The sequence below is a fragment of the Dyadobacter sp. CY343 genome (assembly GCF_021390335.1).
GTDB lineage: Bacteria > Bacteroidota > Bacteroidia > Cytophagales > Spirosomataceae > Dyadobacter.
The window spans coordinates 421,950-437,665 of sequence record NZ_JAJUXK010000004.1 but is presented as its reverse complement, the minus strand read 5'-3'; the positions used below and the strand labels follow the sequence as shown (position 1 = coordinate 437,665).

The window sequence follows — 15,716 nt, the reverse complement described above, 5'->3', positions numbered from 1 at the left end:
TAATTTTTATAAACGGAATTTAACATTGAAACCATAACTTCTAACCGCAGGGTATGCACCGCTTTGGTATCCACCAGCACCGTTCAGCAATCCTGAACCCAAGCCTTCTTCCGGATCCTGGAAATCCATGTTTTTGTGGATGATCCAAAGGTTACGACCGATCACAGAAACATCAATTCCTTTGAATGCGCGGAGTTTTGAAACGAAATTCTGTGGCAATGAATATGTCAACGCAACTTCTCTCAATTTGATATAGCTCGCGTCGTAAATGTACATCGCACGTGGAGGGTTGGTTGGGTAACCGTAAGCTGTGTTTCCGTTACCATCAGAGTTTTCAGCTCTTACATCGTTCGGAGTTCCGTCAGCTTTAACACCAGGGAACAATACACCGCCTGGCTTGTCAGTCAGACCCAATTTTTTGCCGTCAGCATCATAGTTGTAGGCAGGGTCTCTTTTTGGGTTACCCAATTCGTTCAGACCAGCAGTAATAGGGTACATACCTGTTCCTTCTCCATACCATTGATCCAGTGACCAAACATCTCCACCGTGACGAATATCAAGCAGGAAGTTTAAAGTCAACGATTTGTACTTCAGATTGTTGGTGATACCACCGATCCAGTCCGGGTTAGGGTTACCAATGATTTTGTCAGAAGCTGCTGTCGCTGCATAAGTACCATTCGAGCGAACAATTTTCTGGCCATTTTCATGGTATTCGAAGTCAGTACCGCGGATGATACCAAAAGGTTGTCCAACAGCAGCATTCAGGGAAACACCACCTTGCAAGCTGGCTACCGGAACGTTTTTCACGTCTTCATACAGGCTGATAACCTTGTTTCTGTTACGCGCGAAGTTTGCGCTCACTGTCCACGAGAAGTCACCAGTTCTTACCGGAGTTACGTAAGCAGAAATCTCGATACCCTTGTTTTGTACTTCTCCTGAGTTGATATACTTAAAGGCAAATCCGGTTGCAGCTGAAATAGATACCGGAAGGATCTGATCAAGCGTTTGTGAGCGGTAGTAAGTGAAGTTAAAACCTACGCGGTCTTGCAGGAACGCAGTTTCCAATCCAAATTCGTAGCTTTTTGTACGCTCAGATCTCAGATTAGGATTGTTTTTCGTGTTACGCAATGTAAAGTATGGAGTTGATCCAATACCCGTAGGTTTGTCATACACATCCAAAGTACTTCCCCAAGGTGCGTCATTACCAACCTCAGCGTAGTTAGCGCTCAACTTACCCATTGTCAACCAATCCGCTTTCAAGCCTGGAAGGTTTGAGAAGTTGAAGTTGGCTCCAATCGCAGGATAGAAGTAAGTGTTGTTGTCTTTTGGAAGCGTCGAAGATTTGTCTTGTCTTGCTGTAAGGTCAAGGTTAACCAGATCTTTGTAACCAAATGAAGCTTGTGCATAAATACCGTCTACACCAATACGCTGATAGGTTTCTGACGGAGCTTCGATTGGGTTGATAGAGTTAAGCAGGGAGTAAAGTCCCGGTACAACCATACCGCCATTCGTTTTCGCTCTGATCGCATTCAGTTTTGATCTGCGCATGCTTCCACCTGCCAAACCTGAGAAATTGATGTCTTTTGTGATCGCCTTGCGGAAATTAACGATAACATCCAGGTTGGTTTCGTTGAAACCTCTGTTGTAACGGCTGTATTCTGCCGGACTAGAACTGTTGAATGCAATTCTTTCTTCCTGAAAATCCTGCGTTCCATTGTAAGCGAAACGACCTGTTACATCCACCCACGGAGCAAGTTTGTAGATCGCCTGTGCATAACCGAAGAAGTTATCACGTGTGTCGTTCGAGTAGTTTTGGTAGCGAGAGTAATATGGGTTCTCAGAGTAGATAGGTCCATTGTTCTCGAAACGTCTTGTCGGGCTTGCCCAGTTCCAGGTTACGTTTTGTTCGTTTCTGAAATAAGCATCTTTTTGTTCCAACAGATCCACGTTAGTTTGGAACCACTGTCTGAACTGTTGGTTAGGGTTTTTACCATCATAACCAGTTCCGTAGCGACCAAGACCTTTAATTTGCGAGTAGTTAGCGTTAGCCTGAACAGTCAGTTTCTTAGACAAATCAAAAGAAGCTGAGAAGTTGAAAAGGTTTTTGCCCAGTTTACTGTTTGGAAGCACGCCTTTTTCATCATTTCTTGTATAACCAACTTTGAAAGTTGTGTTTTCACCTCCACCGGTGATGCTTACACTCTGGTTAGAGTTAACGCCCGTTTCATAAAATGCATCAGGTCCGTTTGCAGCTGCAACCCAAGGAGTCATTTTTTGATAGTTAGGAGAGCTTGGATCCAATGCATCCCACTGATAAACCATCACAGAAGGATCGAATTTAGGACCGAAAGAAGCATCCGCATCGAAAAGCGTAATATTGCCTTCACCGGATCCCAGGTTTCCACGATAGAAACGGGTTTTTGCACGGTCACCATCGTAACCTGCACCGTATTCTTTCTGGTATTTTACAAAAGTCGATTTGTCGATCTTACCCCAGGTAACACCACTGTTTACTGTTACGTCGAAGCTGTTTTTGCGGCCTTGCTTGGTCGTGATCAAAATCACACCGTTTGACGCACGTGAACCGTACAATGCAGTAGCGGCAGCACCTTTCAAAACGTTCACCGAAGCAATGTTGTCTGGGTTAATATCCGCAGCAGCATTACCGTAGTCAGTTCCCGCACGACCAGTTTGCTGATCCGAGGTATTGGTATTTGCATTTGAAACCGGCACACCATCAATAACCCACAGTGCCTGGTTGTTACCTGTGATGGATTTGAAACCACGGATAACCGCGCTTGTAGATCCACCCATGTTGTTGTTGGTCTTAATGTCCAAACCAGCCACCTTACCTGCAAGTGCATTCATTACACTCGGGTTACGTGCCTGCGTGATTTGCTCTGCATTTACTTGCTGAGCAGCATATACGAGCTCATTTCTCTTTCTCTCCTGGCCAAGGGCGGTTACCACCACTTCCTGTAACTGGCTTACGTCGTTTTTAAGAGAAACGTTGATCGTAGTTTGGTTACCTATTTCGATTTCCTGAGACTGGAAGCCGATAAAGCTAAACACTAAAGTAGAGCCTGACGCCGCTGAGATCGAATACTCGCCCTGAGTGTCAGATGTAGTACCACGAGTAGTACCTTTCAAAGAAATGTTAACACCCGGCAGCACTGAGCCGTCTTCAGCGGTGACCTTACCGGTCACGGCGCGATCCTGGGCATACAATTGCGTGCTTAAGAGCACCATGCAGCCCAGTAAGGATAATAGATACTTCCTCATACCTGATTAAAGAATAGTTTTGTTACGTGAACACAATGTTGCAAAATTAATTATTAGTTTAACCATTACAACGATTCTATTGCGAAATTTCAAAATATAGTTTGGTATCACATGCGTTTTTGGAAAATATTATAATTCAAATCGGGGTTTTTTAACGATTTTGTAAATGTTGAAAATTCTGTAAAAAACTCGGTATGATTATATAATTGTTAACATAACACCCTGTTTGTTAACTTTTTCGTATCATTACCTTTAACTAGTTTTAACTTTGATAATTAACGCCATTTTACTATACGTTTTGAAATGATAGAATTTTTCTAAATTGAAATTTCCTGATTTGTTCAAATTGCGGCAGTCAACAAGTGCTTTTAGGCACCTTCTGTGATTGCATTATTTTAATATTTACTTAAAATTTACAGCCGGAATGCTACTAAACAAACTGATGGTGGTGGTACCATTGTTCTTTGCACAGGCCGCCTTTGCGCAAACAGCCCTTGTGTCCAGGATCGATCAGAAAGCCCAGTCGATCGAAAAGAAGCTTTCGGACTGGCGGCGTGACTTTCACCAGAATCCTGAGCTGGGCAACAGGGAATTTAAAACAGCCGAAAAGATAGCGGCCCACCTGAACCAACTTGGAATAGAAGTGAAAACGGGCGTGGCGCACACCGGCGTCGTAGGAATACTGAAAGGCGGAAAGCCAGGACCCGTCGTGGCGCTCCGTGCAGATATGGACGCACTTCCTGTGACAGAACGGGTGGATGTTCCATTCAAATCTACCGTGACCGCTGAATTTAACGGACAAAAAACGGGCGTTATGCACGCCTGCGGGCACGATACCCACGTGGCTATATTGATGGGCGTCGCGGAAGTATTGTCTTCCATGAAAAATGATCTGCAGGGTACTGTTAAGTTCATATTCCAGCCGGCTGAGGAAGGTGCGCCCGAGGGAGAAGAAGGCGGTGCCGAGCTGATGATCAAGGAAGGAGTGCTGGAAAACCCGAAAGTAGATGCCGTTTTTGGATTACATATTGATTCAAAGATCGAAGTGGGTAGAATAGGTTATAAGCCGGGCCCGACAATGGCTGCGGTAGATATTTTAACTATTAATGTGACCGGGAAGCAAACACACGGCGCATATCCGTGGTCAGGAGTGGATCCTATTGTTACTTCGGCGCAAATTATCAACTCTTTACAAACCATTGTAAGTCGTAACCTGAACCTGACGCAAGCGCCGGCCGTCGTGACGATCGGTATGATCAATGGAGGCATCAGACAGAATATTATTCCGGAATCCGTGAAAATGGTAGGTACGATACGAACCTTTGATGAAGAAATGCACAAATTTGTTCACAAGCGGATCAATGATATTGCTACCAATGTAGCCGAAAGCGCCGGTGCGAAGGCGGATGTGAAGATCGATATACTTTATCCGGTCACAGTGAATGATATTCCTTTGACCGAGAAAATGATTGGGACTTTACAAAATGTGGCTGGAAAGGATAATGTGAGTCTGATCCCGGCCAAAACCGGAGCGGAAGATTTCTCTTATTTTCAACAAAAAGTACCGGGACTGTTCTTCTTCCTGGGCGGAATGCCAAAAGGAAAGAACCCCGAAGAGGCCGCCCCACATCATACGCCTGATTTTTTCCTGGATGAAGGCAGTCTGGTCCTGGGTGTAAGGTCACTCGCCAGGCTTACTACCGATTATATGGCAGGCGCTAAAGCCAAATCAAAATAAACTGAAACAGATTATTCCGGAATGTTCTTCCTTACCTGATCGAATAAGAGGGTAGGGAAGAACCTTTTCAGATAAATAGCGGCCACTTCCTTAAATCCGCCGATATATATTTCCTTTTTATCCTTTTTGACCGCACTCAATATCCTCCGCGCACATTCCTCGGCAGGAATTCCGTTCGCCTGATTTGCATCCATTTTACCGAATTTGGAGCCGGATTCATTTAATGCATTCAATGAAATATTGGTACGGATATAGCCAGGGCAAACAGTTGTCACTTTGATATTATCTACATAACCTTCTGCCCGGAGTGAATCGTAAAATCCGTGCAACGCATGTTTAGCTGCGTTATAGCCCGAGCGCATAATGGTTCCTATTTTCCCCGCGACACTGCTCATGACAATAAAATGGCCGCTTTTCTGCTTCATCATATAAGGTAAAACCGCCTTCGTCAGCGCAACCGTACTGAAAAAGTCAATTTCCATCAGGTTTTTGTAAACAGCCAGGTCAGTATCTTTGATATAGGAGCGCTGACTGACACCTGCGTTGTGCACCATGATATCGATCCGCTGAAACTGCGCGATCACCTGTCCGGCTGCCGATCCGGCCTTTTCAAGGTCGGTCACATCCATCGGCAACACAAGCACCGACGTATCGGGCAGGCCGGTCGCCAGCTTTACCCTTTCCAATTCTTCTTTTCTCCGTGCTGTCAATACGAGTTTCGCACCTTCGTGCGCAAATGCAATTGCGAGCGCCTCTCCAATCCCGGAACTCGCGCCGGTTATCCACACAACCTTATCTTTAAAATTCTCCATTAATTTATATGAATGCGGGAACAGTTGAAAGGAATTGAAGCCCGGCACTTTTAGAAGTTACTGTAAGTTTGGCCTGCATTCCTACGCCCATAGCCCGGTTATCGCCCACGTGTCCTACCGGAAAGTCAAAACACACGGGGTAGGAATATTCGGCAATATGTTCCTGAATGATCTCATTTGCATTTTTCCCAAAAGTCGGCTCTTTATTATCTTTCATATCAGTAAACTGCCCCACGATCAGCCCCGCCAGATTAGCCAATTTGCCCGCCCGTTTCATCTGGATCATCATTCTATCGAGATTATAAAGGTATTCACTGACATCTTCAATAAACAAAATGGTCCCGTCCAGATCGATCTCAGTTTTGGAACCTATCAGATGATTGAGGATACAAAGGTTTCCGCCCACAACCGTGGCAGTAGCTTCACCCTCGCGGTTCAAAGTATGTGGCTTGATGACATATTCCGGCATTTCTCCAAACAAAAGCTGCCTCAGCGACTCAGCCGCCAGTTCGCCCCCGTAAGTCGTAATGGATTTGGCCATCGGCGCGTGCAGGCTCACATATCCCAGATTATAAAACTGCGAAAGCAATACAGTCAGATCGCTGAACCCGACGATCCATTTGGGGGTTTCTAAAAAACGGGTGAAGTCAAGTTGGTCTACAATGCGGGAGCAGCCGTAACCGCCTCGGGCTGCGATGATCGCATTGATATCAGGATCGTCCAGCATTTGCTGCAAATCCTCCCGCCGCTCATCATCACTCGCCGAAAACTGATTGAAAGCTGTTTTCAGTGTTTTGCCTTCTCTAACCTGTAATCCCCATTGATTTGTAAAAATGTCGATACCGCCGAGGATATCTTCATATTTGATCACGCTAGCCGGCGCCACAATCCCTATCCGGTCACCGGGTTTTAGAAATGGAGGAAGTTTGATTTGACTCATAAATAAAAAAGGGTACATCAATAATGCCCCCTCAAAGAAAGAATACGAATGATTTGTTGATCTACCTTATAAACAATTCTGTGCTCCCGATTTATTCGTCTCGAATAGTATCCTGCCAGATTATGTTTCAATAGCTCCGGCTTTCCAATTCCCGAAGCGGGAGTTTCAGAAATTGAATCAATAAGGTTTTTGATCCTCCTTAATGTGTTAAGCTGCCCTGATTTCGAGAAAAATCTTAAATCTTCGGCGGCAGTATTCGAAAACTCTATTTCGTATTTAATATATCCCATAAATCAGTGCCAGGTTCGTATTTCACGACCTTGCCTTCGTCGATCTGCTTCTCACTGAGCTTGATCTTTCTGACGAATTCCGGGTCGTAAGCTTTTTCCCCGCTGATATTATAGGATACGTTGAATTTCTTGAGTAGACTTTTTACTGCTTCAATAACTTCTTGACTTTCAGTATCTATCGTTAGTGTGGCCATGTTATTCCATGTCTTGTTCCCATCAAATATACCTCAAATAAATATCACATCATCAACCAGATCACTCTTCATTTCCCGGTTGATCAGCTCGATAATCTTTGATTTTGCGCGCAGAAGTTCGTTTCTAAGCGGCGCCGATTCTATTTGTAAAAATAACGTCCGCTCGTGAATATAGACCTTTTTAGTCCGCGTCGCGATCGCCGAACCCATAATTTTGTCCCAGTGCGCGACCACGTAAGACTGGTCAAATCGGGTCCGGATCTTGTACCTGTCGAGCATCTGATCGATAGCATCTTTCAGCGGCGTGACGCCCGGCTTCCGCGACGCCTTTTCTTTGTCAAACCGATAGTGTTGTGCCATAGTTGCGCGAGGTGATTTTTGCAAATGTAGACATATAATAAGGTTCACCGCAGCGATCTACCCTACTTTTTAAGCAACTCTTCATACACCACATCCATAATCGACGTGCGTATATTGAGCGTCGATATCTTGCTGTTTTCCCTTGTCGGGTACACGCGGTTCGATAGAAAAACGTAGTTCAACTTCCAGGCAGGATCCGCCCAGGTCATAATTCCGGTGTAGCCCGTGTGCCCGAAACTTGACGGGCTGGCGTACTTCGGTGCATTGCCGGTATATTTGAATGAAGGTTTGTCAAAACCGATCCCGCGGCGGCTGCCCTGGTCCGGATACTGGTATCTCGTAAATTCCAGCAGCGCGTCTTTGCTCAAAAGCTGTTGCCCGCCATAATAGCCCTCCTGCAAATACATTTGCCACACTTTCATCACATCGTTTGCATCCCCGAACAAGCCCGCGTGTCCGCTTAATCCGCCCAGCATTGCAGCCGCCTCGTCGTGCACCTGTCCGTGCAGCTGCGTCATTCTGAAAAACGTATCTTTCTCGGTAGGGACAATATCTTCCAGTTTATAAAATCTCTTCGGATTGAAAGTCAGCGTATTAGCGCCCAGTTTATGGTAATAGTGATTTTTAAGATAATCCTCAAAACCCTCGCCTGACAAACTTTTTACGACCTGCGGGTACAGAATAAATGACAGGTCGCTGTACACATATCCTTCTTTTTCATTCAAAGGAGAATCCCGGATGGATTTGAATATGGTTTCAGGATAATCCTTGTAAATGAACAGGCTATCTCCCACAACCGAAGTCGGGTACCGCCTGGACTGTTTGGTACTGAACGTCTTCTTTTTCCAGCTGCCGTCCGGTTTTTGCGCTTCTTTCCAAAGCACGATAAATGCTTTCAGTCTTGCGCTGTGCGTCAGCACGTGGCGCCAGTCCAGGTCCGCTTTGTTGGATTTTGCAAAATCGGGCAGGTAATCCTTCATTGTCGCGTCCAGATCGAATTTTTTCTGGTCCCACAAACTCATTAATGCCAGTGTAGAAGCAGTTATCTTGGTCACTGACGCCAGATCGTACAGATCATTCAGCTTAACCGGTGCGGCGCCTTCGTACGTGTGTTTTCCATAAGCCTTCCTGAAAAATACCTTCCCATCTTTTGCCAGTTGCACCACGCAGCCCGGAGTTGCTTTTTCTGTTACGGCAAGATTGGCAATAGAGTCGATTCTGTGCGTCAGAACCTTCGAATCCATTCCCAGCTCTTCCGGAATAGTATATTTCAACCGACCGATTGCCGGCGTTGCAATACCAGCTTCGTAAGGAAATTGTGCATTCACGGTAACCGGCAGCTTTCCACTCGCGGGTATTGCTCCAAAAATAAGTTGCGCCGACAGATCCTGTGTGTAGGGTGTCATTTGATAAGCCATCACCAATGCTTTTGCATTTTCAGGCTTGTTCATTTTGTTTAATGCATAAGGATTTCCAAAAATGGAAACAATTGCCTTTTTCGAAGCGATCAGTTCCTGCAAAACCGCATTCATCGGCTCCGTCAGCCCGTAGTTGGTTCTTGGCGAAATACTTCCCAAATGCACGCCTACCATAATCAGGTTGTAGTTTTTTAGCTGCGCCCTGAGGTTTGCGATCTGGATTTCGGTTGCTTTTGCGGGAATTGTAAAATGAGTTACGGAAGTGTAAAGTTCAAGCGTTTTCTGGAAAGTCGTGATCGTATCCGCACCGAGGGAAACAGAGGCAATTTTTAGGGTATCCAGTTCTCTCAGAGGCAGGATGTTGTTTTCATTTTTTAGAACGGTCAATGCTTTTTCGGTCAGAAGCCTGTTGACCAACTCGGCTGATTTTGGATTCAAATCTTCATATAAATTGTTCAGGTCGACCGGCTTGTAACGGTTCAGCCCCGCCCAGGCTTTGGCCATCAATACCTTTTTACAGCGCGCGTCGATCTCAGCCTGGCTGATTCGCCCCTCGGCAACGCTCTTCTTAATCTCTGTAATTGACTTGTTCAGATCCTCCGTAAATTCCAGAATATCCATGCCCGCTTCCAGGCCCATCGCGTCGGCTTTTCCGTCAGGGAAATATTTGGTTACACCCTTCATATTCATTGCATCCGAATAGATCAGTCCGTCGAAGCCGAGCTTGTCCCTCAATATGTCCGTGACGATCGGTTTGGACAGGGTTGAGGGTAGGTTAGGGGTTTTGTCTAATGCAGGAATGCTCAAATGCGCGATCATAATCCCGCTAATTCCGTTGCTGATCAATGCTTTGAAAGGGTACATTTCGAGTGAATCAATGCGGGTAACATCGTGCTTGATCAGTGGCAGATCGTAATGTGAATCCGTGCCGGTATCGCCGTGGCCGGGGAAATGCTTTGCGCTGGTCAGCAGCCCGTTATCCTGCATTCCCTTCATATATGCAACTGCCTTGTCAGCCACTTTATATTTATTTTCACCAAAAGACCGGAAGCTGATCACCGGATTGTCCGGATTATTATTCACATCGGCCACCGGCGCAAAATTGATATGCATTCCCAATCTCTTCGCCTGCCGCGCCAGCTGCGCCCCCATTTCGTAAATCAGGTCATTATTCCCCTGAATAGCTCCCAGCGTCATTTGGTAAGGATAGCGCACGGTACTGTCGATCCGCATTGCCAGACCAAATTCTGCATCCATCGCGATCAGCAGAGGCACTTTGGAAATAGATTGATAAAAATTCGTCAGCCGGGCCTGGGGCATCGGGCCGCCCTGAAAAAAGACGATCCCGCCAACCTTATTTTCCCGGATCAGCTTTTCAACCATCGCCGGACTACTTGCCTTCGGGTCAATGAGCGCCCTTTTTACATCCGAAACTGCCGGGATCATAATCAGCTGCGCAATCCGCTCGTCGGGAGTCAGCGTTGCAAAAACAGAATCAACCCACTGCCGGGCCGCTGCATTCTGGTTTTTGTTTAGAAAGCTGGGAGATGTACTGATTTGGGCTTTTAAACTTTTTGGAATAAAGAATGAAAAGGAGAGCAGGATTAAGAAAATATGCTTCATTCGATTTTTGCTATTCAATTTAATATTAGTTTTCATTAACCTGCGTCAACACATTGAGAATCAAGTCAGCATTGAACCAAACGCCGACTTCGTTTATCAGGACTTTAATAATTGGCTTGATTGCTTTTACGTGATTCTGTCTTTTTGCTTCTATAAGCGTTCCCAGAATCCCGGTAATTTTGAGGCCCATTTGCGACGCGATCGCTCTCCCCTTCTTTTCATCTATCAATAGTAGGTCAGCATTCAGCTCTTTGGCTAGAATGATAGCCTCAGCTTCTCCTGCATCTAAACTCAGTGCAAGTTCAGCTACCAACGAAGTTTCACTAATATGCCTTATTTCTATCCAATCACTAAATACCTGGTCAATATATTTCTTGTCCAGCTGGCTTAGCTCGGCGAAAACTTCATTTGGAATTACTACTTTATTATAAAGTTTATGAAGAATAAACAGGCTATCCGATTGTAGCAAACCACTGATTACAGAAGTATCACTAACTACTATCACTGAAACAAAGCAGCTAGGGTTTTCAAATCGGACTGCAAGTCTTCGTTATTGAAGGATGATGATATTTTCCGTTTTCCCAGTTCCTGCTGGAATTTGATCGAGCCAATTCCCGTCATCTTTCCACCCTGCCCGACGGTAATTTTTTCTTCTTTGTATAATTGTAAAGCAAGTTCTAATCTGAGTTCCTCAGGACTCATTCCAGTACTTTGCACGATTTGGTCATCAAGTTCCAGTAGCATAGTCAGAATATTCAGTGTCTTGTAAATATACAGATTGAAATCAATTTAGCCATTAATGTATTTGCCTCAAAACACCAACCCCAGCACAAGCCCGGCCAGGATAATAAAGTAGGAGGGGATCTTGGCGAAGGTGAGTACCAGCAGGGTGATAATCACCGTAAAAAGGGGTTGCCGGTCGGTCATCATGGGCTGCAATAGCAAAATGGCCGCTGCGATCGTAAGTCCGCAACTGGCGGCGTGGATACCTTCGAGCGAGGCGCGGATCCCGCGGTACTTTTTTAATTGATCCCAAAAAGGATAAGCAAAGAATATGAAGAAAGTGCCCGGCAGAAATATCCCCGCCGTAGCCACAAACCCACCGACGATCTGCCCGAATACGCCGTGCGTTTGCAGAGAAACGCTCCCCACAAATGTAGCGATAGAGAAAACAGGCCCCGGGACCACCTGCGTCAATGCCATTCCGGCCAGAAATTCCTGCTCGGTGAGGTAATGCTTGAATTCCACAAACTCATTATATAGGATCGGGATCAAAACCTGCCCGCCGCCGAAAACCAGACTTCCGTTCCGGTAAAAGTTTTCAAAAAGCCTCACAGGAAGCGAGTTGGTAACCTTACCCACAATCGCCGCCGCCACCAGTACCGAGATCCAGAATATGATCGGCCGCCATTTCACACGGATCGGCGCTTTGTCCATTTTCTCGTGTTTCTTGAAATTCAAAGAAGCCGCCACACCGCCCAGCACGATCAGTACCGGGGTCGTGTAAGGGGAAGGATAAAGGTACGCGAGTATCGTGGAAATGATCAGAAATGTCCATCCCTGGGTGTTATGAATCACTTTTCGAGCAATAGCCGAAGCGCCGTACATCAGGAATGCAACCGCCATCGGGCCGACGAATTTGGTGAAATCCAGCGAAATAGATTTCGATTCCAGGTAATGTATCCCAATCGCCGCCGCAGTCATTAAAACCATTGCAGGAATAGACCAGACGATCAGCGTCAGGTAAGCAAGCGGCTGGCCGCCGATTTTTAAGCCGATCGCCGTGACGGTCTGCGTCGAGCTCGGTCCCGGTAATACCTGGCATAGCGCCTGTAATTCAAGTAGTTCCTCTTCGGTAATATATCTTCTTTTCTTGACCAGCCTTTCGATCATCATCATTAAATGTACCTGCGGGCCTCCGAAAGCTGTCACTGATAACAAGAGGATATCCATCAGGTAAATGATGTATCTAAAACGGCGGATGGGAGGAACAGCCAATGGCGTACTTAGGTTACTATTTTTTTAATCCCAATTCCCTTAAACGCTCATCCAGAAACTCTCCGGCGGTCATGTTGGTGTATAATTTCGGATTTTCAGCAGTAATGCAGCTTTCCAGGCTGGTTAGGTCCATATCCGCCCGCGGATGCATAAAAAAGGGAATGCTGTATCGCGACGTGCCCATTTTTTCGCGCGGCGGATTTACTACCCGGTGAATGGTCGACTTCAATTTATGATTAGTCAGCCTGTCGAGCATATCTCCCACATTCACAACGATTTGATCGGGTAATGCGGTGATCGCGATCCATTGTCCGTCGCGCCGCAATACTTCCAGTCCCTCGGCACTTGCACCCATTAATAAGGTAATGAGATTAATATCCCCGTGCGCGGCAGCTCTCACTGCACCCTCGGGTACCAGTTCCGGATTGGGAATAGGAAAATAGTGTAGCGCCCGCAGCAGACTATCGCCATTTTTTACTTTATCCTCAAAATAATCCTCGGGCAAATGCAGGTAGATAGCAATCGCACGAAGCAGCGTTTTGCCCGCATTCTCAAAGGTTTTATACACTTCAAGCGTATACTTTTCGAATTCAGGAAAACCCTCAGGGAAAACATTCGAGGGCATATTGCCGATCGGGTCCGGTTGGCCGATATGGTAGAATTCTTTTAAATCGGCGACTTTGAAGCCTTTCGCAGTTTCTTTACCCTTACTGATGTAGCCGCGCTGGCCAAACAGGTTCGGGAATTCATATTTCCGTTTCACTTCGTCGGGTTGAGAGAAAAACTCCTGCACCGACGCGTATAATTTCTCACGCAGCTCGTCACTCAGCCCGTGGTTTTTAATTGCTACAAAACCTATATTAGTAAATGCATCGCCAATTTCGGCCACAAATCTCTCTTTTTGTTCCGTATTTCCGGAAGTAAAATCAGCCAGGTCCAGCGAAGGGACTTGGTTCAATAGCGCAGGTTCCATGTTATTACTTTTTTTGCGCAAAGTATAAAAACTATCGTGAAAGTTGCCAGCTAGTTTTGCTCCCGATCACGCTCACGTCCCGGCTCGCTTATTTTACACTTGACTTGTTTAGTTTTATTATTATAAATTTAATTCAAATTTTAATACTCAATCATGATACTCACACTCCCGGAAAATGAATTATGGAAAAGCTTCATTTCCGGCGATCAGCAGGCATTCAGCCAGTTGTACGATCAGTATTCGGACAGTTTGTTTGCTTTTGGAATGCGCTACACGACTGACGATGATCTGGTCAAAGATTGTATCCACGATCTGTTCATTGATCTGCACAGTTACAGAAGCGGCTTGTCCCGGGAGGTCAATGTGAAATTTTATCTGCTCAAATCATTCCGCCGCAAACTCCACGCCGCGCACCGCAAGTCTTCTATTTTCAGTATCGACCGATGGAATGCGGACGAAAGTTTCGGAATGAATGCATTCTCATTCAGTATTGAGCACGAGATCATTATGGATGAAAGTCAGCGCGAAATATTGCAGCAGCTGGCTTCTGAGATCAATCAGCTTCCGGACCGGCAACGCGAAATACTTTATCTGAAATACAATCAGGACCTGGATTACGACCAGATTGCCGCGATCATGCAGATTTCGGTCCCTACCTGTCGCACCTTCATTTACCGGGCACTCAAACAGCTTCGGGGCAAGCTCGAATTCGGCTCATTTCTGCTCGTTTTCTGCTGGTAATTAAATTTTTTCTTCTTTTTATTAAAAAAAATCGATTTGCGAGTCTATATCCTTTCGAAACCTTTCTCTTGTATGTCAAACAAGTTTGTGCATGAAGAGAAAGTTACCCAAAAAGGGTCAGCGTCAGGATATTAAACCGGAAGAACTGTCCGAAGAAGACCGGAAAACCGCCGACACCACCCGCCAGTTGATGCAGCATATCCGCCACGAAACGCTCCCGCCTTCGGAAAGAGAATATATATGGACTCAGGTGGAGGAGAGTATCCAGCAAAAGAAGCAGATCAGAATGAACAGATTGTGGTATTCGATTGCCGCAACCGTCACGCTACTATTGCTCGCCGGGCTGGGCTATCTCAATTTCAGAAAAGATTCCGGAACGGTAATGCGGCAGCTGGCTTCCAATACGGCAGGCGATCCTGAAAACACCAAACTGGTTTTGGCCGATCAGCGGACGATCAATTTGGAAAGGCAAAATTCGTCCCTGGTTTACGAAGGCAATGGAAACCGGATCCAGATAGATTCAGCTACGGCGGTTGATCAGGAAGTGGCCGGCCAGGAGTTTAATACATTAATTGTTCCTTACGGTAAAAGGTCGGTGATCACGCTTTCGGACGGGACTAAAATCTGGGTCAATTCCGGCTCCAAACTCGTTTATCCTGCACATTTCGATTCAAAACAAAGGGAAGTTTATGTTGAAGGTCAGGCCTATTTTGCTGTCAGCCACGCAGCCGATCACCCATTTTTCGTCCACACCAAAAACATGAAAGTGCAGGTTTTCGGGACGGAGTTTGATGTAAGCGCCTACGCCGACGACCAGCAGACTTCGACGGTTCTCGTGAAAGGAAGTATTGAACTTACGGCAAATCAGCAATCGATTTTTAAAGCTCAAAAGAGAAAACTGGAACCCGGAATGCGGGCGGTTTACGTAGCAGGAAAGGGTTCGCTGGAAGTAAAACAGGTGAATGTGGGAGAATATATATCCTGGAAAGACGGGTACCTCGCATTGACGAGGGCGCCGCTGGCCGGGATCCTGAAAAAATTAGCACGGTACTACGACGTGGATATTCAGCTTACAGAAATGGAAAGCGGCAGCAGGACTTTCTCGGGTACGCTCGATCTTCAGGAGGACATTACCAAAGTTCTGGACATTGTCGCGGTGGGAACATCACTTACTTATCAACAATCGGAAAGGAGGTTTGTACTAGGGAAAAGCACTATTACCAAATAAAAAACGGAAGACGCGGCAACGTCTCCCGATCGATTGCACTTGCCGGCAAGCAAGTGATTTCTTAACAATTGTATCAACAAAAGTCGAATCAAATTTATGAAAAAATTTGACCAATCAGG

General features: G+C 45.8%; 14 protein-coding genes. 3 read left to right on the top strand and 11 right to left on the bottom strand.

Annotated features, from left to right (window positions below; all coding sequences use genetic code 11):
* Positions 1-6: 6 nt before the first annotated feature.
* A complete protein-coding gene (locus LZG94_RS13685) occupies positions 7-3,282 on the bottom strand; it encodes a SusC/RagA family TonB-linked outer membrane protein (protein WP_233792438.1) in 3,276 nt (1,091 codons plus the stop codon).
* A 424-nt stretch (positions 3,283-3,706) separates the two neighbouring features.
* Here LZG94_RS13685 and LZG94_RS13680 point away from each other — a divergent pair, with 424 nt between their 5' ends.
* A complete protein-coding gene (locus LZG94_RS13680; RefSeq protein ID WP_409013283.1) occupies positions 3,707-5,020 on the top strand; it encodes an amidohydrolase in 1,314 nt (437 codons plus the stop codon).
* 11 nt (positions 5,021-5,031) lie between these two features.
* Here the strand turns inward: LZG94_RS13680 and LZG94_RS13675 are convergent, their stop codons facing one another.
* The 10 genes from LZG94_RS13675 to LZG94_RS13630 form a co-directional block, all read right to left on the bottom strand.
* Positions 5,032-5,832, bottom strand: a complete 801-nt coding sequence (locus LZG94_RS13675) for an SDR family oxidoreductase (protein ID WP_233792437.1) — start codon at positions 5,830-5,832, stop codon at positions 5,032-5,034.
* Positions 5,833-5,836: 4 nt separating this feature from the next.
* Positions 5,837-6,772, bottom strand: coding sequence for an LD-carboxypeptidase (locus LZG94_RS13670; RefSeq protein WP_233792436.1), 936 nt, complete (start codon positions 6,770-6,772; stop codon positions 5,837-5,839).
* 17 nt (positions 6,773-6,789) lie between these two features.
* Positions 6,790-7,062 (bottom strand): Txe/YoeB family addiction module toxin, encoded by a 273-nt coding sequence (locus LZG94_RS13665; RefSeq protein ID WP_233792435.1) that lies wholly within the window; start codon positions 7,060-7,062, stop codon positions 6,790-6,792.
* Positions 7,038-7,256 carry a DUF2683 family protein gene (locus LZG94_RS13660; RefSeq protein ID WP_233792434.1) on the bottom strand — a complete coding sequence of 73 codons (219 nt, stop codon included), beginning with the start codon at positions 7,254-7,256 and terminating at the stop codon, positions 7,038-7,040. Before LZG94_RS13660 ends, LZG94_RS13665 begins: the two co-directional genes overlap by 25 nt.
* 33 nt (positions 7,257-7,289) lie before the next feature.
* Complete coding sequence (locus LZG94_RS13655) at positions 7,290-7,616, bottom strand: DUF721 domain-containing protein (protein WP_215232516.1); 327 nt, start codon at positions 7,614-7,616, stop codon at positions 7,290-7,292.
* 62 nt (positions 7,617-7,678) lie between these two features.
* Positions 7,679-10,657, bottom strand: a complete 2,979-nt coding sequence (locus LZG94_RS13650) for a glycoside hydrolase family 3 N-terminal domain-containing protein (RefSeq protein WP_233792433.1) — start codon at positions 10,655-10,657, stop codon at positions 7,679-7,681.
* Between the two features lie 25 nt (positions 10,658-10,682).
* A complete protein-coding gene (locus LZG94_RS26470; RefSeq protein ID WP_233792432.1) occupies positions 10,683-11,162 on the bottom strand; it encodes a DUF3368 domain-containing protein in 480 nt (159 codons plus the stop codon).
* Positions 11,159-11,401: a UPF0175 family protein gene (locus LZG94_RS13640; protein ID WP_233792431.1), complete on the bottom strand. Its 243-nt coding sequence runs from the start codon at positions 11,399-11,401 to the stop codon at positions 11,159-11,161. The genes LZG94_RS26470 and LZG94_RS13640 overlap by 4 nt, the downstream gene beginning before the upstream one ends.
* 66 nt (positions 11,402-11,467) lie before the next feature.
* Entirely contained in the window at positions 11,468-12,610 is a 1,143-nt protein-coding gene (chrA, locus tag LZG94_RS13635) for a chromate efflux transporter (protein ID WP_233792430.1), read from the bottom strand.
* A 61-nt stretch (positions 12,611-12,671) separates the two neighbouring features.
* Positions 12,672-13,628, bottom strand: coding sequence for an isopenicillin N synthase family oxygenase (locus LZG94_RS13630; protein WP_233792429.1), 957 nt, complete (start codon positions 13,626-13,628; stop codon positions 12,672-12,674).
* 153 nt (positions 13,629-13,781) lie between these two features.
* Between LZG94_RS13630 and LZG94_RS13625 the strand changes: the two genes are divergently transcribed.
* On the top strand, positions 13,782-14,369 hold the full coding sequence (locus LZG94_RS13625) for an RNA polymerase sigma factor (RefSeq protein WP_215232512.1): 588 nt from the start codon (positions 13,782-13,784) through the stop codon (positions 14,367-14,369).
* A 91-nt stretch (positions 14,370-14,460) separates the two neighbouring features.
* Positions 14,461-15,597: a FecR family protein gene (locus LZG94_RS13620; RefSeq protein WP_233792428.1), complete on the top strand. Its 1,137-nt coding sequence runs from the start codon at positions 14,461-14,463 to the stop codon at positions 15,595-15,597.
* Positions 15,598-15,716 lie beyond the last annotated feature (119 nt).

Coding starts and splice junctions, on each gene's coding strand:
- LZG94_RS13685 (WP_233792438.1), bottom strand. CDS start 3,282: ATGAGGAAGTATCTATTATCCTTACTGGGCTGCATGGTGCTCTTAAGC.
- LZG94_RS13680 (WP_409013283.1), top strand. CDS start 3,707: ATGCTACTAAACAAACTGATGGTGGTGGTACCATTGTTCTTTGCACAG.
- LZG94_RS13675 (WP_233792437.1), bottom strand. CDS start 5,832: ATGGAGAATTTTAAAGATAAGGTTGTGTGGATAACCGGCGCGAGTTCC.
- LZG94_RS13670 (WP_233792436.1), bottom strand. CDS start 6,772: ATGAGTCAAATCAAACTTCCTCCATTTCTAAAACCCGGTGACCGGATA.
- LZG94_RS13665 (WP_233792435.1), bottom strand. CDS start 7,062: ATGGGATATATTAAATACGAAATAGAGTTTTCGAATACTGCCGCCGAA.
- LZG94_RS13660 (WP_233792434.1), bottom strand. CDS start 7,256: ATGGCCACACTAACGATAGATACTGAAAGTCAAGAAGTTATTGAAGCA.
- LZG94_RS13655 (WP_215232516.1), bottom strand. CDS start 7,616: ATGGCACAACACTATCGGTTTGACAAAGAAAAGGCGTCGCGGAAGCCG.
- LZG94_RS13650 (WP_233792433.1), bottom strand. CDS start 10,657: ATGAAGCATATTTTCTTAATCCTGCTCTCCTTTTCATTCTTTATTCCA.
- LZG94_RS13640 (WP_233792431.1), bottom strand. CDS start 11,401: ATGCTACTGGAACTTGATGACCAAATCGTGCAAAGTACTGGAATGAGT.
- chrA (WP_233792430.1), bottom strand. CDS start 12,610: ATGGATATCCTCTTGTTATCAGTGACAGCTTTCGGAGGCCCGCAGGTA.
- LZG94_RS13630 (WP_233792429.1), bottom strand. CDS start 13,628: ATGGAACCTGCGCTATTGAACCAAGTCCCTTCGCTGGACCTGGCTGAT.
- LZG94_RS13625 (WP_215232512.1), top strand. CDS start 13,782: ATGATACTCACACTCCCGGAAAATGAATTATGGAAAAGCTTCATTTCC.
- LZG94_RS13620 (WP_233792428.1), top strand. CDS start 14,461: ATGAAGAGAAAGTTACCCAAAAAGGGTCAGCGTCAGGATATTAAACCG.